Source organism: Mesorhizobium sp. M0910 (assembly GCF_040319465.1).
Classification (GTDB): domain Bacteria; phylum Pseudomonadota; class Alphaproteobacteria; order Rhizobiales; family Rhizobiaceae; genus Mesorhizobium.
In genome coordinates this window covers 1-22,904 of record NZ_JAMYNZ010000021.1, presented here as the reverse complement: position 1 = coordinate 22,904, position 22,904 = coordinate 1, and the positions used below count along the sequence as shown (strand labels likewise).

Here is a 22,904-nt window from a genome sequence, read left to right as displayed (position 1 = left end):
GCGCAATTGGCACCTAACGCAAGGAAGCATCAGAGTTCGGGCTTTTCAATATCGCCTGTCTCGGTTAAAAGCCCAGCCATGACGAGCTTTTCGCGCCTTCTCGCGACTGCGATACGAATTACAGGCCCGGTGTTCCGGGCGGCTTGACCGCCGCCGGGGCCGCCGGGAATCTTGCGCGCGGCCTCTCGCGCTTTTTCCAGATCATCAACGCATATCGCCCAAAAGTGGGTCCGGTTTTGGGAAGACGATATGCGTCAAAGCGAAGAACTTCAACGCCCGGCTCTTTTGCCGCCGGCAACGCATATGGCAGACGAATGACTGATACCGAGACCGCCGAGACGATCGACTATTCCAAAACGCTCTACCTGCCGCAGACGGATTTCCCGATGCGCGCCGGTTTGCCGGAAAAGGAACCGCTGCTGGTCAAGCGCTGGCAGGACATGGACCTTTACCGCAAGCTGCGCGAAGACGCAGCCGGCCGCGAAAAATACGTGCTGCACGACGGCCCGCCTTACGCCAATGGCAACATCCATATCGGCCACGCGCTGAACAAGATCCTCAAGGACGTCATCACCCGCTCGTTTCAGATGCGCGGCTATGACTCGAACTATGTACCCGGTTGGGATTGCCACGGCCTGCCGATTGAATGGAAGATCGAGGAGCAGTACCGCGCCAAGGGCAAGAACAAGGACGAGGTGCCGGTTAACGAGTTCCGGCAGGAATGCCGTGAGTTTGCGGCGCACTGGATCAAGGTGCAGGGTTCCGAATTCCAGCGCCTCGGCGTCGTCGGCGACTTCGACAATCCCTATACGACGATGGCTTTCCACGCCGAGGCGCGCATCGCCGGCGAGCTGCTGAAATTCGCCATGTCCGGCCAGCTCTATCGCGGCTCCAAGCCGGTGATGTGGAGCGTCGTCGAACGCACCGCGCTGGCCGAGGCGGAGGTCGAATACCAGGACTATGAGTCGGACACGATCTGGGCGAAGTTTCCGGTCGTCAGCCTCGCTCGCCAGGTCATCAACATCGAGGATGGACAGCCAGCCCTGGATCCCAAGCTGACGCAGACGTCGCTCGATCTGCTTGATGCCAGCGTCGTCATCTGGACGACGACGCCGTGGACAATCCCCGGCAACCGCGCCGTCAATTACTCGCCGCGCATCAACTATGGTCTCTATGAGGTTACGGCGGCCGAGAACGCCTTTGGTCCCCAGCCCGGCGAAAAGCTGATCTTTGCCGAGAAACTTGCAGACGACGCTGCCGCGAAGGCCAAGGTCACCCTGAATCGGCTTCGCAACGTTGGCGCCGAAGAGCTTGAAAATCTTACGCTTTCGCATCCCCTCAAAAGTCTGGGTGGCGGCTACGATTTTCCCGTGCCCATGCTCGCCGGCGATCATGTCACCGACGATGCCGGCACCGGATTCGTCCACACCGCGCCGGGACACGGCCGCGAAGACTTTGACGCCTGGATGGATGCCGCCTCTGACCTTCGCCAGCGCGGCATCGACACTGCGATCCCCTTCACCGTTGACGATGCCGGCTTCTTCACCAAGGACGCGCCGGGCTTCGGCCCGCACCGCGAGGGTGGAGCGGCGCGCGTCATCGACGACAATGGCAAGAAGGGCAACGCCAACCAGGCTGTCATCGACGAGCTGATCAAGCGCAACGCGCTGTTCGCGCGCGGCCGCCTGAAGCACTCCTATCCGCATTCCTGGCGCTCGAAGAAGCCGATCATCTTCCGCAACACGCCCCAATGGTTCGTCTATATGGACCAGGAGCTTGGCGACGGCACGACGCTGCGCGGCCGCGCGCTGAAAGCCATCGACGATACCCGCTTCGTGCCCGCCGCCGGCCAGAACCGCATCCGCGCGATGATCGAGGAGCGCCCCGACTGGGTGCTGTCGCGCCAGCGCGCCTGGGGCGTGCCGATCGCCGTCTTTGCCGATGCCGACGGCAACGTGCTGCGCGACGAGGCAGTCAACCAGCGCATCATGGACGCCTTCGAGAAAGAAGGCGCCGACGCCTGGTTCGCCGCCGGCGCCAAGGAGCGGTTCCTCGGCAATCACGATGCCTCGAAATGGCAGCAGGTCATGGACATCCTCGATGTCTGGTTCGATTCAGGCTCGACGCATGCCTTCACGCTTGAGGACCGGCCCGACCTGAAATGGCCGGCCGACCTCTATCTCGAAGGCTCCGATCAGCATCGTGGCTGGTTCCACTCCTCGCTGCTCGAAAGCTGCGGCACCAGGGGCAGGGCGCCCTATGACACCGTCGTCACCCATGGCTTCACCATGGATGAGGAGGGGCGGAAAATGTCGAAGTCGCTCGGCAACACCGTCGTGCCGCAGGACGTCATCAAGCAGTCCGGCGCCGACATCTTGCGGCTGTGGGTGGTGACGACCGATTATTGGGAAGACCAGCGGCTCGGCAAGAACGTGCTGCAGACCAATATCGACGCCTACCGCAAGCTGCGCAACACCATCCGCTGGATGCTGGGCACACTCGCCCATGACGACGGCGAGGAGGTGCCGCTGGACAAGATGCCGGAGCTGGAGCGGCTGATGCTGCACCGGCTCGCCGAACTCGATGAAGTCGTACGCTCGGGCTACGACGCGTTCGAATTCAAGCGCATCACCCGCGCGCTGCTCGACTTCATGGTGGTCGAGCTATCGGCCTTCTATTTCGACATCCGCAAGGACGCGCTTTACTGCGAAGCGCATTCCAGCGTGAAGCGCAAGGCTTCCGTGCAGGTGGTGCGCCATCTCTTCGACTGCCTGGTGAAATGGCTGGCGCCGATGCTGCCCTTCACTATGGAAGAGGCTTGGCTCGACCGTCATCCGGATGCGGTCTCCGTGCATCTCGACCAGTTCCCGAAAATCCCGGCGGACTGGAAGGACGAGGCGCTGGCGGAGAAGTGGCGCAAGGTGCGGCAGGTCCGCCGTGTCGTCACCGGCGCGCTGGAAATCGCCCGCGCGCAGAAGGTCATCGGCTCTTCGCTGGAAGCGGTGCCGGTCGTCACCCTCGACGATCCCGCGCTCGAAGCGTCGATCGCCGATGTCGATATGGCCGAGATGGCGATCACCAGCGATCTGGTAATCGTGCACGGCAAGGCGTCGGCGGGCAGCTTTACCCTCGACGACATCAAGGGCGTCGCCGTGGTCGTCGAGAAGGCGGAGGACCGTGGCCTGGTGAAGTGCGCGCGCTCCTGGCGCTACACCGCCGATGTCGGCTCAGATCCGGAATTCCCGGATGTTTCGGCCCGTGACGCCGCTGTCCTGCATGAACTCAAGGCTTTGAGCCGCCTCTAAGGCGGTGCACAAATGCCACGGCGGGCGGCCGATCGGCCCCGGCGCGTTGCCCTTAACGAGTGGTTGAGGTAAACACGCGAAACTCCGGACGACAAATTGTCGCCGGAATTCCGTCGGAAGAGCATAGGCGACGGGGACCGGACCTTTCTTTGGCCGGCGGCAATCGAGAGGCTGTCTACAGTGGGACTTTTTGGCATGACCGAGAGAACTTACGCGCGCGTTGCGCTGCTGGCGCCGCTTGTCGTATCGGGCCTTGCCTTGTCCGGCTGCATGGGCTCGCCCACTTATGGGACCGACAAGCCTGCTGCCTCGCAGCTTGCCGACGACCTCACGGGGGCTTTTTCCTTCGCACCCAAGCGCAAGAACAACATCGACTACAAGCCGCGCCCCACGCTGGTGAAGCCAGGGCCGGGGCAGAAGGAAGTCTTGCCGCCGCCCCAGGAAAGCATCGAAACGGCAAGTGCTGAATGGCCCGAATCGCCGGAGCAGCGCCGTGCCCGCCTGCGCGCCGATGCCACCCTGCATCAGGACGACCCGGCCTACCAGGCGCAGATTGTCGATGACGTGCAGACCGACCCGGTGGCCGTCAAGGCCGCGATGGCGCAGTCGGCTTCGAGCCATCCGCCGGCCTGGACTCCAGCGGATTCGGACAAGGGCCGCGCCGCGGAAGTCAAGCGCCGTCTGGCTGAAGGCAAACAGGGCGACCCGACCACCCGCAGATATCTGAGCGAGCCGCCGGTGCAATACCGCGCCGCCGCCCCCACCGCGCCGGTGGATGACCTCGGCGAGGATGAGTACAAGAAGGAACGCCGCCTCAAGAAGGAGGCGGCCGCCAAGAGCAAGAGCGGCGGCATGTTCGACTGGCTGCCCTGGTAGCCTGACAGCGCCAGAGACGTTCTTGCCTGGATTGGCTGACTTGGATTTGGACCGTCTGCCGGACCAGAAAATCAGGGTCCGCGTCGCTCGCGAAAAAAGTCTTTCAGCAGCACTGCTGCAGCGTTCTCGGCCATGCCCGGATAGATGTCGGGCACATGGTGGCAGGTCGGTGACGTGAAGAAGCGAACGCCGTTGACCACTGCGCCGCCCTTCTCGTCGGCAGCGCCGAAATAGAGCCGGCGCAGCCTGGCGAAGGAGATGGCGCCGGCGCACATGGCGCACGGCTCCAGCGTCACATAGAGATCGTGGCCGCTGAGCCGCTCGCTGGAAAGCTTGCGGCAGGCTTCGCGGATCGCCAGCATCTCGGCATGAGCGGTGGGATCGGCGAACTCGCGGGTGCGGTTGCCGGCACTCGCAACGACCGTATCGCCGCCGACGACGACCGCGCCAACCGGCACCTCGCCACGCTGGGCGGCGGCTTCGGCTTCTTTCAGCGCCAGCGCCATGAAATCCTGCCGCCTCACGCGGTTTCCATTCCGATTATCTCCTCGCCACTAGAGCGCGATCCTGTTACTACCCGCGCAAACGAGCAAAGGCCACATGGACGACAAAAATAAGAAATTCCCGCGCAAGGCCGGCCCGAAGCCGGCAGGGCCGCGCGGTCGCGATAGCGCTCCCGGCAAGGGCGGCAAGCCGTCCTTCGGCGCCAAAAGAACCTACACTCCGCGCGGCGATCGGCCGGCGGCCGAAGGCGAACGGCCGAAGCACGACTTCAAAGGCGACCGGCCATTCAGCAAAGGGCCGCGTCCGGAAGGCAAGCCTTATGAACAGCGCGAGGGTCCACGCAAGCCGTACGCACCGCGCGGCGACCGGCCAGCGGCGGCTGAAGGCGAACCGCCGAAGCGCGACTTCAAGGGCGGCGACCGGCCGTTCAGCAAAGGGCCGCGTCCGGAAGGCAAGCCTTATGAACAGCGCGAGGGCCCACGCAAGCCGTACGCACCGCGCGGCGACCGGCCGGCCGCTGCCGAAGGCGAGCACGGTGAAAGGCGCTTCGACCGTCCCAAGCGTGACTTCGGCGATCGTCCTAAGCGTGATTTTGGCGGCGATCGGCCGCAAGGTGCACAAACGGCACGGGCGGCGTCGGACGGCGGCTTCAGGCCGCGCCCGCGTCGCGTCGAGGTAACGGAAGAAGCCGGCGAACGCATTGCCAAGCGGCTGGCGCGTGCCGGCCTGGCCTCGCGCCGCGACGCCGAGGAACTGATTGCGGCCGGTCGCGTCAAGGTCAATGGCAAGGTGTTGTCCTCGCCGGCCTTCAACGTGATGCCCGGCGACATCATCCATCTCGACGGCATGGAGATCCCGCCGATCGAGCGCACCAGGCTGTTCCTGTTCCACAAACCGGCCGGCGTGGTCACCACCAACCGCGATCCCGAAGGCCGCAAGACCGTCTTCGATGTGCTGCCCCCCGGGCTGCCGCGGCTGATGACCATCGGCCGGCTCGACATCAACACCGAAGGCCTCCTGCTGCTCACCAATGATGGCGGCCTGTCGCGCGTCCTCGAACTGCCGGCCACCGGCTGGCTCAGGCGCTACCGCGTGCGCGTCCACGGCAAAGTCGAGGAAAGCGCGCTTGCTGGCCTGCGCGAAGGCCTTGCCGTCGACGGCATCTTTTATGGCGCCATCGAAGCGACGCTCGACCGCGAGCAGGGCTCGAACGCCTGGCTGACACTCGGCCTGCGCGAAGGCAAGAACCGCGAGGTCAGGAATATCCTGGGCTCGCTCGGTCTCGACGTGACGCGGCTGATCCGCATTTCCTACGGGCCGTTCCAGCTCGATGATTTGCCGGAAGGCCATGTGCTGGAGATCAAGGGCCGCGTGCTGCGCGACCAACTCGGCGAGCGTCTGGTCGAAGAGTCCGGCGCCAATTTCGACGCCGATATCGCCAAGCCGTTTTCCAACAAGCCGGTCAGGCGTGAGCGGGAGGAGGAGCCCGAGCGGCCGAAATTCACCCGCGACGGCGAACGCCGGCCGATCGGCGAGGGCGGCCTGATCAAGAACCGCAAGCGTCGCGAAGGCAGCCGCGACGAAGCGCTCGGCAAGCTGTCGACAAGCCCCGACAGGAGCTTTGGGCCGAAAAAGAGCTTTGGCGAGCGTGGCCCCAGACCTGAACGCAGCGACTTCGGGGACAAACCCCGTGGCGACAAGCCGCGTGGCGGCTTCGGTGGGAAGAAGTCCGAACGCGAGCAGCGGCCGATCGAGCCGCCGGGCCAGCGCAAGGCCAATGTCTGGATGGCGCCGGGCGCACGGCCGATCGGCAAGGGCAGGGCGGAGGCAGACGCCGCCAAGGCGGCAGAAAACAAGGCGCGCAAGGCCTCGTTCAAGCCGTCTTACAGCAAGCCCGGCGGCAAGCCGCAAGGCGGCGGCGCAAAGCCGTTCGGCAAGCCACGCGGCGAGCGTCAGGATGGCGGTGGCGACCGGCCGCGCGGCGGCCCGAAGGGAAGCAATGCGGATCGTCGGCGGTGAGTTTCGCGGGCGTCCGCTGGCGACGCCCCGCACCTTTGCCATCCGCCCGACCACCGACCGCACGCGTGAGGCGGTCTTCAACGTGCTGGCGCATCGCTTTCCCGAAAGACTGGTCGGCGCGCGGGTCCTCGACCTGTTCGCCGGCACCGGTGCGCTCGGCCTCGAAGCGCTGTCGCGCGGCGCCTCCTACGCTGTCTTCATCGAGGAATCCGCCGAAGGGCGCGGCGTGATCCGCACCAATGTCGAGGCCTTCGGCCTCACCGGCCGCACCAAGATATTCCGCCGCGACGCGACGGGCTTGGGCGAGGCGGGCACCATCGCCGCATTCGGCCTGGTCTTTGCCGATCCGCCCTATGGCAAAGGCCTTGGCGAACGTGCCTTGCGCTCGGCCAAGGCCGGCGGCTGGCTCGCCCCCGGCGCGCTCTGCATCGTCGAGGAAGCGACGGCGGCGCCGTTCGAGACAGGGCCGGGCTTTTCGGTTGTCGACGAGCGCAACTATGGCGAGACGGTCATCCGGTTCATCGAGGCCGCCTGAGTTCGGTGTCCGCGATGGCGCCTTCAAAATGACGCACAATTCGCTTTGCCTCGACCAGCAACCCCGCCTATCGTCCCACCACCAAACCGGAGCCATCTATGACATTTCAGGCTGAATGGCTGCGCGCAACGCTCTTGGGGCTGGCTCTGGTGATGGCCGCGCCGGCTCTGGCGGGCAACAATCCCGACGACGGCGTCGTGACCGATTTCCTGCTCGACAACGGCATGGAGGTCGTGGTCATCCCCGATCACCGCGCCCCGATCGTCACCCATATGGTCTGGTACAAGATCGGCAGCGCCGACGAGCCGCCGGGCAAGTCCGGCATCGCCCATTTCTTCGAGCATCTGATGTTCAAGGCGACCAGCAGCCATGCGGCCGGCGAACTCGACCGCGCCGTCGCCGCCATCGGCGGCTCGGACAACGCCTTCACCTCCTACGACTACACCGCCTTTCACGAGACGGTGGTGCCGCAGGCGCTCGGTGAGATGATGGGCTTCGAGGCTGACCGCATGCGCAACCTCATCCTCACCGACGATGTCATCAAGACCGAGCGCGACGTCATCCTCGAAGAGCGCCGCTCGCGCATAGATAGCAATCCGCAGGCGGTGCTCGACGAAGAGATCGACGCCACGCTGTGGCAGAACCAGCCCTACCGCATTCCGGTCATCGGCTGGATGCAGGAGATGGAGAAGCTGAACCGCACCGACGCGATGGCCTTCTACAACAAGTACTATACACCCAATAACGCCGTGCTGGTGGTGGCCGGCGATGTCGAGCCGGAAACGGTCAAGGCGCTGGCCGAAAAGACCTATGGCAAGGTCGCGCGCGGCCCGGATCTGCCGCCGCGCATCCGCCCGGTCGAGCCGGAACAGAACACCAGGCGTACGGTGACGCTGACCGACGGGCGCGTCAGCGTGCCGAGCCTTACCACGCAATGGGTGGTCCCGTCCTATCACACGGCAAAGCCGGGCGAAGCCGAAGCGCTCGACGTGCTGTCCGAAATCCTCGGCGGCGGCAACCGCAGCCGGCTCTACCAGGAGCTTGTCGTCAGGCAAGGCATCGCCGCGACGGCCGGCGCCTTCTTCCAGGGCACCATGCTCGACGACACCAATTTCACCGTCTACGGTGCGCCGCGCGGCGATGCCAAGCTTGCCGACGTCGAGGCCGCGGTCGACGCCGAGATCGCCCGCATCGCCAAAGACGGCGTCACCAGCGACGAGCTGGAAAAATCCAAGGACCGTTTCGTTCGCTCGATGATCTTCGCCCGCGACAAGCAGGAGGACATGGCCAACATCTACGGCTCGACACTCGCCACCGGCGGCAACGTCCAGGACGTTCAGCAATGGCCGGACCGCATCCGCAAGGTCACCGCCGACCAGGTCAAGGAAGTCGCTGCCCGCTATCTCAATCTCGACCACGCAACGACCGGCTATCTTCTGCCGCAAATCCAAGCTGGGAATTGATTTGATGATGAGCCAGCATGGTCCCGCTCTGCCTTCTCCCCTCGTGGGCTCCTCCCCTTCTCCCACAGGGCGAGAAGGGAAGCGCCAGCACGCCGGCCCGCTTCTAGCAACCCTCATCCTCTCCCTCGTCTTCCTCGTCCTGCCCGCGCTTTCCGCCCGTGCTGCCATGAACATCCAGGAGGTGACCTCGTCGAAGGGCATTACCGCCTGGCTGGTGGAGGATTATTCGGTGCCGATCGTCGCCATCCGCTTCGTTTTCGATGGCGGCGCGACGCAGGATCCGCCCGGTAAGGAAGGGCTTGCCAATCTGATGAGCGGCCTGTTCGACGAAGGTGCCGGCAACCTCGACAGCGAGGCCTTCCAGATCAAGCTTGACGAGGTCGGCGCCGAGATGAGCTTCGATGCGCAGCGCGATGGCATTTACGGTTCGATGCGCATGCTGGCCGACCAGCGCGACGGCGCTTTCGACCTGCTGCGCGTGGCGGTCAACCAGCCGCGCTTCGACCAGGTGCCGATCGACCGCATCCGCGCGCAAATCCTGTCCGGCATCATCGCCAGCGAGCGCGATCCCGATACGCTCGCCCAACGCAAATGGCTGGACGCGATCTACGGCAGGCATCCCTATGCGCGGCCCGACCAGGGCACCAGGCAAAGCATCGCGACGATCACGCCGGCCGATCTCAGCGCCTTCCACAAGGCAAATTTCGCCCGCGACGGCCTGCATGTCGCGGTGGTCGGCGCCATCGACGCCGAGACGCTGAAGCAGAAGCTCGACCTGGTGTTCGGCAGCCTGCCGGAAAAGCAGGCGCTGACGCCCGTTCCCGACATCGACCTGAAGCTCGGCCAGCAGCTCGAGGTCGTTTACGACCAGCCGCAGGCCTCGCTGCAGCTCGCCTATCCCGGCGTGAAGCGGAATGCGCCGGACTTCTTCGCCGCGGTGCTGATGAACGAGATCCTCGGCGGCGGCGCCTTCACCTCGCGGCTGTTCGACGAGGTGCGCGAAAAGCGCGGCCTGGCTTACAGCGTCAGCTCCGACCTCGTCGACCACCAGCATTCCGAGGCGCTGTCCATCACCACCTCGACCCGCGCCGACAGGGCGGCCGAGACGCTGGCCGTGGTGCGCGACGTGGTCAAGCGCATGGCCGCGGAGGGGCCGACCGAAGCCGAGCTGGCGGCGACCAAGAAATACATGATCGGCGCCTATGCCATCAACAATCTGAATTCCTCGGGCGCGATCGCCTCAACGCTGGTCGAGATCCAGCTCGGCAAGCTCGGCATCGACTACATGCAGCGCCGCGCCGCCCTGATAAACGCGGTGACGCAGGACCAGGTGAAAGCGGTGGCGAAAAAGCTGCTCTCCGCCGAGCCGGCCGTCATGGTGGTCGGGCCGAAGCTGGGCGCGGCCAACAAGGGATGAGCCCTAGCTTCGGCATCGCCTTTGGCGGCGGCGGCGCGCGCGGGCTGGCGCATATCCATGTTATCGAGGCGCTCGACGAGCTGGGCATCAGGCCGGCGGCAATCGCCGGCTCGTCGATCGGCGCCATCATGGGCGCCGGCATGGCCTCTGGCATGACCGGCAAGGACATCCACGACTATGCGCGCTCGATCCTCGGCCGGCGCGCCGAGGTGGCGACGCGCATGTGGCGGGCGCGGCCCGGCACTTTTGCCGAAGCGATGCAGGGCGGCCTGCGGGTCAGCCAGTTCAATGTCGAGCGCATCCTCAAGGCGTTCCTGCCCGATGCCATTCCCGAGACCTTCGCCGAACTCAAAATACCGCTGAAGGTGACGGCAACGGATTTTTATGGCCACAAGCTCGCGGTGTTGGCCGAAGGCGAACTGCCTTCGGCGCTGGCCGCCTCGGCGGCGATTCCGGCGGTGTTCCGCCCGGTGATGCGCGACGGCAGGATGCTGATCGACGGCGGCATCTACAATCCCGTGCCATTCGACCTGATCGAGCTCGACGCCGACATCATCATTGCCGTCGACGTGGTCGGCGCGCCGACCGAGGCGGGCCGCAAATTCCCGACCTCCGTCGACCTGATGTTCGGCGCCACGCAGCTGATGATGCAGTCGATCATCGCCAGCAAGCTGAACCAGAGCCGCCCCGACATATTGGTCCGGCCGGCGGTGTCGAAATACCGGGTGCTCGACTTCATGAAAGTCGAGGCGCTGATGGCCGAGACGGTGGCGATCAAGGACGAGCTGAAGCGCGAGGTGGAGCAGGCGCTGAAGGCGAGGGAAGACGCTGCGGTCGCGGGCAGGCAGCGGACGGTGTAGGGAAGCTGCCAATCTCCCCCCTTGAGGGGGAGATGTCGCCGAAGGCGACAGAGGGGGTCGTCTCGCGTAATGCGCCACTGTCGAAAGAGAGGAACCGCGCCCGGTCGAACCGACCCCCCTCTGCCCTGCCGGGCATCTCCCCCTCGAGGGGGGAGATTGGCTGATCATGCCGTCCCAGCCGCATACTCCAGCGCCACCACGCCGTTGCTGAATTGCGTGGCCGAGATCAGCTCGAGCGGCAATTGCGCGCCAGGCGGGAACAGCAGCTTGCCCTGGCCGACGGCACCGGGGTAGCTGAGCAGCCTGATGCGGTCGACCAGGCCGTTGCGCAGCAATTCCTGCGCGACGCTGAGGCTGCCATGCACATAGATGTTGCCGCCGCTGCCTTGCTTCAGCCCTCTGACCGCTTCCGGCAAGGCGCCCTGCAGCAGCTCGGCCGGCTGCCAGTCGAGCGCCTGCAAGCTGGTCGAGGCGATATATTTCGGCAGCGCGTTGAACCGGTCGGCGAAGTCTCCGGTCTCCTTGGGCCACGAGCCGGCAAAAATCTCATAGGTCGTGCGCCCCAACAGCATGGCGCCACTGTCGGCAAGCTCGTCGTCCTTGAACTTTTGCATCTCATCGTTCCAGGCCACGCTCGGCAGCTTCTCGACCTCGGCAATGCCATCGACGCTGATGAATTCGGTGATGATGAGTTTTCTCATGGCGGGTTCCTTCTGTCGGGACGGCCGTGCGGGTCTTGTGCGAACTGCACCGTCAACTAGCGCGGCGCCTTTTCAGGGGGAGGGCTTTCCCTGTTCAGATTCGATCTGCAATGACCGTCCGGCTGAGCAATTCCAGTTTCCTGGCCAGTATCTGCGCCACGTCGAAGCATGCGTCGGCGACTGGTACTATGACCCCAGCAAGGTAGAAGAGAGCCGAGCTATCTCGCCGTGGCTAAGGTCCAGCCTATCGCCGATCGTGCGAGGCACGGGCTGCCTACAGCTTGGCAATACCGGCTTTCAGCAGTCCTTCGCGGACGTGCTGCACATCGGACTCCTGGGCATAGTGCAGGGTGGCGATGAATGACTCGAGGTCGAATTGGGGATCGAGCGTTCTGATCTTGCCCAGATGCGCCGCGGCAGCGATTTCGTCGCCGAGCCAGCCGTAGCAGGCAGCGGCGAAGGCGTGCTGAGCCGAGTCCATGGTCGACAGATGCATGAAAGCTTCGATCGCCTCGCCATACTGGCGCGCGGCGAAATGCGCCTTTCCCAGATGGCTCCAGAACCTCTCCGGGTGGTGTGGGTTCAACTGCATGGCCTTGCGGATCCATTCAATTCCCTCTTCCGGCCTCCCGAGCCACGTCAATAACTCGCCTTGCTGCACCACCACGAGGTCGTAATTGGGATTGAGGGCCAGCGCCCGCTCTTGATGGTAGCGCGCAGTGGTCAGCTCATTGTTGTTCACGTTCACTGCCGCGAGAATGCGGTGGACATCGGCATCGTTGTTGTCTAGCGCCAGCGCCCTGTCGAGCGCTGCCATAATGTTGTTCCAGACGGCATCCCTGTCTTCGCACCAGTTATGGACCCAGGCCTGGCCAAGAATGCAGGCCCGCCAGGCATGGGCATGGGCATAATCGGGGTCGAGCGCGACGGCCCTTTCTATCAAGGTTCGCGCGCGTTCATTATCCGCAATCGTGCTTCGGTGATGCAGCACCTTGGCAGCGAGCACACATTCATACGCGGCCATGTTTGCAGGTTTCGCCCGCGCGAGCTGGTCCCGCTGAGCCGCCTCGACACGACCGGGCAGCGTGGCTGCGATCGCCGCCGTCACCTCATCCTGAATCGCGAATATGTCGACCAGCTTCCGGTCATACTTGTCTGCCCAGATATGAGCGTCATTCGCCGTGTCGATGAGCTGAACCGTCACGCGCACCCTCTCGCCGATCTTGCGGACGCTTCCCTCCACCAGATATTGGACCTCGAGTTTCTCGGCCACCTCGCGCACATTCACGGCGCGGTTCTTGTAGACGAAGCTGGAATTGCGCGAGATGACGAACAACTCATGGTGGCGGGACAGTTCGGTGATGATGTCCTCGGTCAGTCCGTCCGCGAAAAATTCCTGCTCGGGGTCGCCGCTCATGTTGGTGAATGGCAGCACCACTATTGAAGGTTTCGAGATGGATCGCTTTGCCTCGACTTCCGGCAGGACAGGACTGTCAAGCCCGATGCGATAGAGGCGAACCGGGCGGCTGATGTTCTTCAACGTCTTCTCGCCCAGGTCCTCCATGGCAATTTCGAGACGGTCGGCAATTTGGGTCGCCACCGCTGCGGTCACGCAGATACCGCCGACGTCGGCGAGTTGCTCGATGCGCGAGGCAATATTGACGCCGTCGCCGAAAATGTCCTCATCGTCGAAAATGATGTCGCCGAGATTTATGCCGATCCTGAATTCGATACGCCGTTCTTGGGGCACATCCGAATTGCGCCGTTTCATGCGCTGTTGGATTTCCACGGCGCATTTCACGGCATCGGTCACGCTCTGGAACTCAACGAGCATGCCGTCTCCGGTGGTCTTGATGATCCGGCCCTTGTTCTTAGCGATAGCGGGATCGACCAGTTCTATGCGATGGGTCCGAAGGCGTGCGAGCGTGCCGGATTCGTCGGCTTCCATTAGCCGGCTGTAGCCCGCCATATCGGCAGCCAGAATTGCGGCTAGTCTCTGTTCCATCGCTGAACCAAAAACCAAGCCTACGCTTCCTGGGCCGCCAAATCCAGCAATTTGGGCTTGTGGCTGAATCAAGTCTTCCTACCGCAGCAGCAGGAAAGGGCGGATCAGAACCTTCCGCCTGGTGGCTGCCAACTCGATCGTATCAATGGCGGGAGGCGCGGCGCCGAGCTCGTCGAGGCGACATATTTCGGCGGCGCGTTGAACCGGTCGGCAAAGTCTCCGGTTCCGTGGGGGCCACGAGCCGACAAAGATCTCATAGCGCCCCAAAAGCATGGCGCCGCTGTCGGCAAGCTCGTCCTCCTTGAATTTTTTTTGCATCTCATCGTTCCAGGTCACGCCCGGCAGCGTCTCGACCTCGGCAATGCCGTCGACGCTGATGAATTCGGTGACGATGAGTTTTGGCAGGGCGGGCTCCTTTCTGGCAGAGGACGGACGGCACGGCCTGGTGCGACAGACTCCGAAAAAGAGCGCAACGTGCGGTGTCGGTCGGCCTAACTGAATGAGCTATTCTTTGGCCTCCTGGCGTGGCTTCTGCCAGCGTTTCGACTGCTTGACCGACCCCAATGCCGCAATGGTTCGAAGCCGTATGGCAAAGTCGTGGGCGTCGTACTGACCGAGTTTTGCCACGGCATCGATTTGCGCTGACGTCGGTTCGATAACCTTTACATTGAGCTGCTTATCCAGGACCGCAATCATGAATGAGTATGTGAACTTGCCCTCTTCGCTGGCTTCATCCCCATACCGCTTCCGCTCGTGGTAGCGTTGGAGCTTGACCAATAGGATCAGATTTCGATCGAGCTCTTTTAGCATCCGCGCAAGGAACGAACGATCACAATAGAGTGCATGTCCATCCTGCCGGTTCTCACTTTCACCCTCACCTTGCCAGCCGCCCCACCCTTCGTACCGGAACGCGACCGAACGACTTTTATCGATCCATGCATGAGACCAAGGCTTCGTCACCGAGAGCTGGAAGTTGGTAATGACGGATGCCGAAGGGCGGTAAGTTGATAGCGCCGTTGGCGCCCCAAACGGATCGTATCTGTCCAGATTCTCCGACTTCTGCGCGTGTGTGATCCACGGATCGCAGGGCTGCATGCCGTCGCGGCGGAAGCCTGGTTCTTCTTCATCGTACGTTTCATAGAACGGCAGCCACATATGGAACGATGGTGACGTTGCCACGGCAAGAGCCGCCAACTCAGCATTCGCTGGAGCAACGAGGGCGGACATGACACTGCAAGTCACACTGTCTGGTGACGACCATGATGCCTGCACGATTGTATTTTTTGACAATGGCTCGCCGAGGCCTGCAAGGGTCGCCAAAAATCGCTTGTCATCTATTGGTAGATCGCGTTCGGCCTCTGGCCCGGTGCCGGTTCTAAGATCGTTGAGCGCCACCAACGGATACCTACTAGTTCCGTCGGAGATCCAATATCCATCCTCGCGCGTGACGCGATACTCCGATAACCAGTTTTGCCAGGGATCGTCATAGTAGCTTTCGTCAGTAATCGGCCGCTCTAAAAGCAGCTGCCCTCCGACCACAGCCAGTGCGTGCCACGCAAGATAGGTGCCGTGCGATTGATGGGCGTCATCGGTAGGCCGATAATATCCGCGCTGGCTAGACGGACGTTCCCTGCCGGAGAAATCATTCATTGAGGTCACGCCGGGCCCCCACTTGCGTACCAACTCGTGGCAGAGGTCGTTTATCTTCCATTTCGGAAGGCCGAAGACTCTGGCAAGATTGTCAATATTTTGCTTCTCAAAATCGTAGTCGAAATAAAAGCGCGGTTCCGGCTCAGGAATATCCTTGGGCCGTTCCCAAGGAAAATCATCCGCCCCCTTGTTGCGAGTTTTGGCAACTGGAAACTTGGATACGTTTATCTTGGCGATCCTGGAAATTAGTTTCTTGGCGTCCATATCGCGTTTTCCTGCAAAGCAGTGTCGCAACGCCTTGCACGCGGCCTCGCGTAGGCCCGCATGTGGAAACATGTCGTCAAAAGCGATCGCTTCCAGCCTCGGACGAAAGCGAATGATCACATCGGGAGAATCTAAAGCGACACGGGCAACGGCTAGTAGAAACCATAACTGGGCGTGATAGCTAAAGAAGGGAAGTGAGCGATCCTGAAATGCCCCCGCATCTGGCGCGTCGAACAAGATAAACATGCGTTCAATGATGCCCCACCGTTGATAACGCGCAATCGAACGCAGAGCATGCGCTGCACGCCATCGCTCTCTTGCGATCGGCGAGCCGAGACGAAACCACAGCAGGCCAGCGGCGATGCTGTCGGCGTCCGTTCCAGCGTCCAGCTCATCTCGCCACGGCCCATCACCAATCGGATCGGCCAGCCTTGCGGCGCCGCTATCAAGTAGACGCTCAAGCGCAATCCGGGGAACGGCAGCATCGGCCCGCTTTGAAAGAATGGTTGCAATGCTCAGCCACGTCATTGCCGCAGCATTTAGTTCACGGGTCGTCGCTGCCTCGACCAGCGCAATGGCGAGTTCATCAATCGGGACGCTCGTCAACTCTGACAATTTGAAGAGGTCAGAACCAAAGCCCCATTTCCTGTTTAGCAATTCTTCGGTGTGTTCCCGCACCAGCCGCAGGCCAATTCCAGAAAGTGCCACTAGTTGGCTCGGGGAGTCTTGCGTCCATTCGTCCTTGATTGCTTGTAAAAGATCGTTCTTTTGGAACAATCCCAGGTTTCGCGCAGCGACAATGACGTCGATGTGCTTTGCACGGTCTCCGTAGAGAACCCGATCGCGTAGTGCCTTGTAGGCGTCAGATTTTTTGTAGGGCCAGCCGGATAATGCGTCTAGCTTTTCGACAAAGCTCTCAAATGACGCAGGATCGGTTGGGTTTACATCTGCCAATGCCTCTTTTAACGCGGTCTGCCGCTCAGCATCTTTACGGGTGATATTGCGATCACTAAGCCCAGATGCTGACGAACGATTTTCCGTCTCGACCTTTCGCGGCGCTACGCCTCGCTGCGTTAACAGCCTGATGCGCTCAGCGAATTTCGCAGCGAGTTTTGGATTGGAGCCAAATGCCTGACCGAGCTCATTGAGGTAATGGCTGGACGATCTGCCCGGAAAGGAATGCTCGTATTGATCGAGGACTTCTTGCAGCATTGGCTCAGTAGCATCCCGCCCGATCATGGCCTTCACCAGGTCATGCCATCCCCAATTCATCAAGACCTCGGGATCAACCAACCAGAGTAGCGATACACCAATCGCCGGGCTTAGAGCGCTGTTCTTCACAAGGTATGTCAGCGCAGATGGCAAGGTTAGGCTTAGATCGACTTTGTCGCGGTCATGCCACCGGGCAATCTGCGCCAGGTAAGTGGCGCCTGACGCGCGCGTAAGTGCCCGCGCGGTGAGAGGCCAGTGCCATTTGTGCGAGTCATACACGTTGATCTCGCATATCTTAGCCAGGCGAAGCGCCAGCTCCGGCTTCAACCGACCATCGCGCAAGGTGGCCGTAAAGTTCAGAAGTTCATTGGCAAACTCATAGTCGCCCGAGCCTATGGCATCGAGTTCCCTCAGCCCCCGCTTGAAGATTAGCGCAGACTCGGCGAGATTTGCTTGCAGCAACGCACGCGACAAGCTGGCGAACAGTTGGCTGCGACGCTGTACGTCGTCCTCACGTTCGACAAGCCGAATTGCCAGCACCGCCAACTTTCCGGCTTCGTTGTGACAGCTGCGTGTTGCTGCGAACCGCTTTACAACGCGAATGACGCTTTCCGGTGCTAGTACCTCGCAACGCTCCAGGCATGAGGACAACCGTCTGGCCGAATCGGGAATGGCCAACTCGAGTGCCGCAAACATCTCGATTGCACACCCTTTGAAGAGAGCGTCTGTGAATCGAAGCTGTTCTCTCTGCACATAGGCACCTCGCCTACTTGCATTGGTTTGAGCCGCCTCCCACGCATCGAGAAAGGCCAGTGTTGTACTATGAGCTTCGGTTTTCTTAGGCGCCGCAATTATGGACGTGAGCAGCCTCACCAAGGCGAGGAGGGGAATGACACCATCGGAAATTTTTTCGGATGCATGATACCTGTCAGATGACGACAGGGTGCTTTTCTTGCGCCGTTCCTCGATTTCTACCGATGCCTCTGCTTTTGACTTCTCCAGCTCCTTCAAGCGTTCGCTGAGGAGCTTTTGCTGGGCCTCATCGGTCGTAGGCCGTGGTGCGTCCTCGACCAACATCCAAAGTTCTTTGGGCAGGCAATCGAAGAATTCGGCTGTCCGAGATTCGTTCGCGCAGCGTGCGGCGACACTCAATGCAAAAGGGATGAGTAGATCGATGTGCCACGCCTCGCGTAGCAACCACATGCCATATCGTTGTGGTGCGACGACCTGAATGGTACGATCTGCTTCCTCCACCATGCCAAGGCTTGCCATGCGGACGGCACAGCGTAGCATAGCTTTTCGGTAGGTATCTCGGTGCGCATTGCCGGCATATTCCTCGGGAAAGTGCTCGCTGGGCTTCAGCCTTGCGGCGAGCTTCTTCAGTAGAGTTTTTGCGCGAGAGGGAGATACGAAGCCAGGGAAGGCTGTGAATGCCGCTGCAATCAAAGCGGGTGGCGCTTTTGCCAACGAGACCACTTTGTTCACGGTTTCTATAAGCTTCGGGAGGTTGCCGAGTACTTCTGTGGCCACGCAATGTTCGAATAGGCGGCTCGCTATCAGAAACCCATAGAAGGGCTTCCAATGACCAATGTATCGAGCGGCGTTGGCCGGTCGACTCCTTGCTAAGAGATAGAACGCGATCGACGCGTAGTCGTCGTGATCTGGTCCACCTCCTCCATTTGACTCCTTGTCCTGGTTGCTATGCCACCGGTGCCAATTATCCGCCCTCACGGCATGACCATAAGCTTCGGCGGCATCGCCATCGGCCAAATAGGCTACCGCCAATCGAGCATGGCGCGTGCCCGGCCAGCCTGTTCGTGCCTCGAACAGACGCCGAAGCGCTTCGGGGTCACCCAGACCGACTACAAGGTCGGGCTCTTCAAGCAGATAGTCCTCGCCGCGTTCATCAACGATGACCAGCGAAGCGAGCTCCACCAGGAGGTCAACGGTGGCGCTAAAGTCTCGGTCCTTTGCCGCTGCCCCTACCGCCGTCCGCAATCTGTTGAGCCGAATTGCCCGCTTCGCAAGATCGCTATCGAGTTCGGGAGGAAACCGTGTGTCGAAGGCAAGGCTCCGCAACAGGTCGGTTTTGCCCATAGCGAAGAGCAAGCCGGGAAGCGACCGAGCGGCGTAAACCGAAGAGACCTGCGCGTCTCTTAAACGAGCCACAACTCCGTCGAGAAGGGAGAGCTGCTGCCCATAGGTCTGACGGACCAGCGTTTCGGTCGGCTCATCGCGAAAGATAAGGCCGTGCCTTGTGCGCTCCAGTAGTGGCGAGAGATCCGCAGCAAAGCTCTCCACCTCGGACACAGTGATTCCAAATGCCGTTGCGATCTCATCGGTAGGAACTGGTGGGGGCAGTACGGACAAGGCGCAGAGGAAAGCCGCAATCTCTTGGCGAGTACTGCCCTTGTCGTCAGCCAGGGATATCGCTTTTTCAATCCGCTGGCGGATGAGATCGTTCAGGTCGATATCGGTGGTAATGGTGTCGACCTCGGCGAGTGACCGATCGGGTTCGATCAAATTGGCCATTACTCGTGGATTGCCATTTGACCGACGGTGGATAGCCTCGACCTGGGCTAGGGTGGCTTCCGGGCGACGCTTTTCGATGAAGGAACGGCTCTCGGCAGAAGAGAACGCATTAAGTGCGAAGTCACTGCACTGACTTCGGCCGATTGCCATTGCGCGCCGTTCGGGCCGACCCGTGGCAACGCAAACCAGGCCGTCGACGGGCGAAGACAGGTGCGAAAGACCTTCCAGCAACATCTGAGGGAACGAAGCTTGTCCTCTATCCCTCGCTTCCATTCCGGCATTGTCGGCAGCGTCGATGATAATAACCAAACGCGCCTTCGGTCGAGCGCGGCGTACAACCTCAATCGCCTGTCCAAACCGTTCGATGCTTCGTCGTACTACTTCGGTCGGATCGGAGGCGCCCGGTAGAATCGGATCGCATAGGCCGCGACAGGCAAGTTCGTTGACGATATGCATCAATCCCCGTTCGGGGCGATGTCGAACATCTAGGGGCGAGCGATAGGCGCCGCCTCCGAAACAATCAAAGACCACGACTTCATCAACCGTGCCGAGCCGGGCTGCCGCACTCTGCACAAACACGGTCTTTCCGACGCCGCCGGTGGCGTGGACAAACCATAAGCCGGAGCTCGCCATGCCGTCGATGAAGCATTGCAGCTGTTCACGTTCAACGATCGGGCCAGGCTCGGCAAACGCCTGTGGCGTTGGAAGCAGATCGCTTTCGTGTGCGATTCTTAGCGCTGCCAATACGTCAATATTGATGATGACGTTGTTGTTGTGACCTGAGTGACCTGCCTTGTTGCGCACAAGCTGCTGAAGCTCTCCCAATCTGGCACGTGCCAACACATCGTTGGAAGCAGACCAATCGGCGACGATTCGGGCATTGCCCTTTTCGACGGCGTTTAGGTCGCCTCCTCCGCCAATGAGTGACACCTTTGCCGCAAACGCCTTGCGATGGTCGCCATCCAAGGGAATGACAGCTAAGATTTGATTGTATTGGGCGCGAACGTTTTTCTTGGAGGGCACGGTTCCTTCGGCCAACGCAGATATTGCATCGGCCAGATCGGAACCCACGGGTCGATTAGTATAGATCGCATAAGCAATCTTGCCCGCCACATTTGCTTGGTCGGGTTTCGACAGAAAGCCGGCCTCCGACTTAGCAAATTTCCCAAGCGTCTTAGCTACATCGGAGGCCAGAAATTTCGTGGTTTCTCTGGCAATAGAATACTTGAACTGCGCTATTTCTATGCGCGTAGCATCCTGAAAGTTGGGAACGGCACCAAAATAGAACGTGGCATCCGCAATCTCGATAGTGTCCTGGCTGGCGCCTTTTTGATCTTCAACTGCCAATCCCTCCACGGCGATTCCGCAAAGTTGGTCGTGCGGAAGCAGCAAGCCAAGCGCGCGCCTCGCCAACCATGCTTCGTGGTATTGGTGCCCGTCGCGTGAGGCACGTACCTTATCGACGGCAATGTTTGCCATAGGTCTCCATACCTTCGGTTGACGAGCTTGCTAGTTGACGCCAGCGCCGAAGGGGAGGCGGGTCAATCAATAAAACAGAATCGCAATCTCGAATCTAATTCCCAAAAATGTTTCAGTGCAATCCTCGACTAGTAATGTTTACTTGTGGGAAAGCGCACACCGAAACAACGCGCACCGCACTATGATTCTCGTGAAGCTGCTAGGGCGCTGGCACCTAGATGGTAGGGAAGACCGAGCGACCTAATGTCCGCTTCGTGCGCAACGCGGTCGTACACGACGGCACCTGGCAAGAAATCTCGGACGCCCATAACTAGGCCATTACCCCTTGCCAAACCCCTCCACCTTCCCCTAATCTTCCTCTGAGAAAACCTTTTCCCAAATCGCGTCGCATCCGCTGACCTCACCATCCAGCGTTTTGCAGGGCTATAAGAGAAAAGCTTTTCTCACCTGGGAGGATCGATATCCAAATCAGGGCGTCCGACGCCCAGCCAGCGCCCACCAAGACCCCCGTCACTCTCCGCGAGGTGGCGGCACTCGCCGGCGTCAGCGTTGCCACGGCCTCAAAAGCGCTGAACGGGCAGGGGCGGATGACGGCCGAGACGCGGACCCGCATTCGCGAGACGGCGCAGCGGCTTGGCTTTCGCCCCAACAGCCTGGCGCAGAGCCTGTCGCGGCGGCTCCCTTACCGTCGGGCCCGCTGACCAACGACCTATCGCCGCGTCTTCGGCGCGCATTGGTGACGGTTCACCGCCTCCATGACGCAACTCTGATGTCTATTATCATCGTGCGATGCCAAGCCGTTGCGTGAGCGGATGCGGGTAACATCGGCGAAATGGAACAATCCGGCAGCCGGCGGGTTTGTAGGATGAAGGGCGATCTGTTTCGGAGGAAGATTACGATGAAACGCGTCCTTGCCCAACATGCGGTGCGACTGATGCTCGGCGCCGCCTGCCTGCTCACAGTTGTCGAGATTCCCAACCCAATTGCGCCGTTGTCGCTTGTGTCCGAGGCAAGGGCTGCCACCACCGTTTCGATCAGCACATTCTACGAAGAGCTGTCTTCCTATGGTGATTGGGTCTCGTATCACGGAGCGACCGTTTTCGTGCCGGTTGATGTGCCTGACGATTGGCGTCCGTATACCGTTGGACACTGGGCCTATACCGAGCAGTATGGCTGGCTGTGGGTATCGGACGAGCCATTCGGCTGGGCGACGTACCATTACGGCCGGTGGGGCTATGCCGACGATATCGGCTGGTACTGGGTTCCGGGCACTCGTTGGGCGCCGGCATGGGTGAGTTGGCGTCGTGACAGGGAGCACATGATTTGGGCTCCGCTGCCGCCGCGCCGCGATCCGGATTTGATTTCAATCGAGGTGACCTTCGACACGACGCCGGATTATTACTGGGTTGTGGTCCCCACCCGCGAATTCCTTGCTGCGGACATTTCTACCGTCGTTATCCGTGATGAGCCGGAGTTTGTGCGCATCGTCGAGGCGGCCGAGCCGGCCGGCGACGTGACGATCCGGAACAACGTGGTGATCAACAAAGTCATTGATGTCGATGTGATCGAAAAGGAGACGAACCAGAAGGTGACTGCCGTCAAGGTCAGCAAGACCGACGCGCCCGAGCAGTCCGGCAAACTGGAAAACGATACGGTCGCTGTCTTTGAGGGCGAGGTGAAAGCCGACCCTAAGGCCAAACCAGCTAAGCTCAAAGACATCGAGGAGGTGAAGCAGGTTCAGGCTGGCCGCAAATCGAAGCCGACCGAAGGTGCTGCATCGACCGAGCAGGCCAAGCCCGAAGAAACCGCCAAGCCTGAGAAGCCGAAGGTCGGCGAGCAGCCCGCCGCCGAGCAGCAGCAGGGCGAGCCGGAACAGGCGGCCAAGCCTGAGAAGCAGAAGACCAAGAAGCAGCCCGCCGCCGAGCAGCAACAGGCCGAGCCGGAACAGACGGCCAAGCCTGAGAAGCCGAAGACCAAGAAGCAGCCCGCCGCCGAGCAGCAGCAGGGCGAGCCGGAACAGGCGGCCAAGCCTGAGAAGCAGAAGACCAAGAAGCAGCCCGCCGCCGAGCAGCAACAGGCCGA

The 22,904-nt window shown here is 61.4% G+C and carries 13 protein-coding genes and 1 pseudogene; 9 read left to right on the top strand and 5 right to left on the bottom strand.

From position 1 onward, the window contains the following. The first annotated feature begins 314 nt into the window (after positions 1–314). Positions 315–3,305, top strand: a complete 2,991-nt coding sequence (gene ileS, locus NKH78_RS30190) for an isoleucine--tRNA ligase (RefSeq protein WP_352739162.1) — start codon at positions 315–317, stop codon at positions 3,303–3,305. A 195-nt stretch (positions 3,306–3,500) separates the two neighbouring features. Further along, positions 3,501–4,181: a hypothetical protein gene (locus NKH78_RS30185; RefSeq protein WP_352649680.1), complete on the top strand. Its 681-nt coding sequence runs from the start codon at positions 3,501–3,503 to the stop codon at positions 4,179–4,181. Positions 4,182–4,252: 71 nt separating this feature from the next. Here the strand turns inward: NKH78_RS30185 and NKH78_RS30180 are convergent, their stop codons facing one another. Continuing rightward, a complete protein-coding gene (locus NKH78_RS30180) occupies positions 4,253–4,705 on the bottom strand; it encodes a nucleoside deaminase (protein WP_352739164.1) in 453 nt (150 codons plus the stop codon). Between the two features lie 76 nt (positions 4,706–4,781). On the opposite strand from NKH78_RS30180, the gene NKH78_RS30175 reads away from it, so the two are divergent. The 5 genes from NKH78_RS30175 (at position 4,782) to NKH78_RS30155 (ending at position 10,979) form a co-directional block, all read left to right on the top strand. Beyond that, positions 4,782–6,704, top strand: a complete 1,923-nt coding sequence (locus NKH78_RS30175; protein ID WP_352739165.1) for a pseudouridine synthase — start codon at positions 4,782–4,784, stop codon at positions 6,702–6,704. After that, positions 6,685–7,239 (top strand): 16S rRNA (guanine(966)-N(2))-methyltransferase RsmD, encoded by a 555-nt coding sequence (gene rsmD, locus NKH78_RS30170; RefSeq protein WP_352884943.1) that lies wholly within the window; start codon positions 6,685–6,687, stop codon positions 7,237–7,239. The genes NKH78_RS30175 and rsmD overlap by 20 nt, the downstream gene beginning before the upstream one ends. A gap of 98 nt (positions 7,240–7,337) precedes the next feature. Then, positions 7,338–8,702 (top strand): M16 family metallopeptidase, encoded by a 1,365-nt coding sequence (locus NKH78_RS30165; RefSeq protein ID WP_352739167.1) that lies wholly within the window; start codon positions 7,338–7,340, stop codon positions 8,700–8,702. A 166-nt stretch (positions 8,703–8,868) separates the two neighbouring features. Further along, positions 8,869–10,119: a M16 family metallopeptidase gene (locus NKH78_RS30160; RefSeq protein WP_502899875.1), complete on the top strand. Its 1,251-nt coding sequence runs from the start codon at positions 8,869–8,871 to the stop codon at positions 10,117–10,119. Continuing rightward, a complete protein-coding gene (locus NKH78_RS30155) occupies positions 10,116–10,979 on the top strand; it encodes a patatin-like phospholipase family protein (RefSeq protein WP_352703336.1) in 864 nt (287 codons plus the stop codon). Before NKH78_RS30160 ends, NKH78_RS30155 begins: the two co-directional genes overlap by 4 nt. 164 nt (positions 10,980–11,143) lie before the next feature. On the opposite strand, the gene NKH78_RS30150 is transcribed toward NKH78_RS30155, so the two are convergent. The 4 genes from NKH78_RS30150 to NKH78_RS30130 all read right to left on the bottom strand — a co-directional run bounded on the left by NKH78_RS30150 (position 11,144) and on the right by NKH78_RS30130 (position 20,822). Beyond that, a complete protein-coding gene (locus NKH78_RS30150; protein ID WP_352778723.1) occupies positions 11,144–11,680 on the bottom strand; it encodes a dihydrofolate reductase family protein in 537 nt (178 codons plus the stop codon). Positions 11,681–11,954: 274 nt separating this feature from the next. After that, positions 11,955–13,685: an adenylate/guanylate cyclase domain-containing protein gene (locus tag NKH78_RS30140; RefSeq protein ID WP_352739221.1), complete on the bottom strand. Its 1,731-nt coding sequence runs from the start codon at positions 13,683–13,685 to the stop codon at positions 11,955–11,957. Positions 13,686–13,763: 78 nt separating this feature from the next. Next, positions 13,764–14,030, bottom strand: coding sequence for a dihydrofolate reductase family protein (locus tag NKH78_RS30135; protein ID WP_352778736.1), 267 nt, complete (start codon positions 14,028–14,030; stop codon positions 13,764–13,766). Between the two features lie 159 nt (positions 14,031–14,189). Continuing rightward, entirely contained in the window at positions 14,190–20,822 is a 6,633-nt protein-coding gene (locus tag NKH78_RS30130) for a hypothetical protein (RefSeq protein WP_352739173.1), read from the bottom strand. Positions 20,823–21,289: 467 nt separating this feature from the next. Between NKH78_RS30130 and NKH78_RS30125 the strand changes: the two are divergent. Together NKH78_RS30125 and NKH78_RS30120 are read left to right on the top strand one after the other, a co-directional pair. Continuing rightward, positions 21,290–21,564: pseudogene (locus tag NKH78_RS30125) on the top strand (LacI family DNA-binding transcriptional regulator); the annotation flags it as partial. Positions 21,565–21,720: 156 nt separating this feature from the next. Beyond that, positions 21,721–22,904: DUF6600 domain-containing protein (locus NKH78_RS30120; RefSeq protein WP_352508906.1), on the top strand; the 1,184-nt coding region annotated here is incomplete at its 3' end.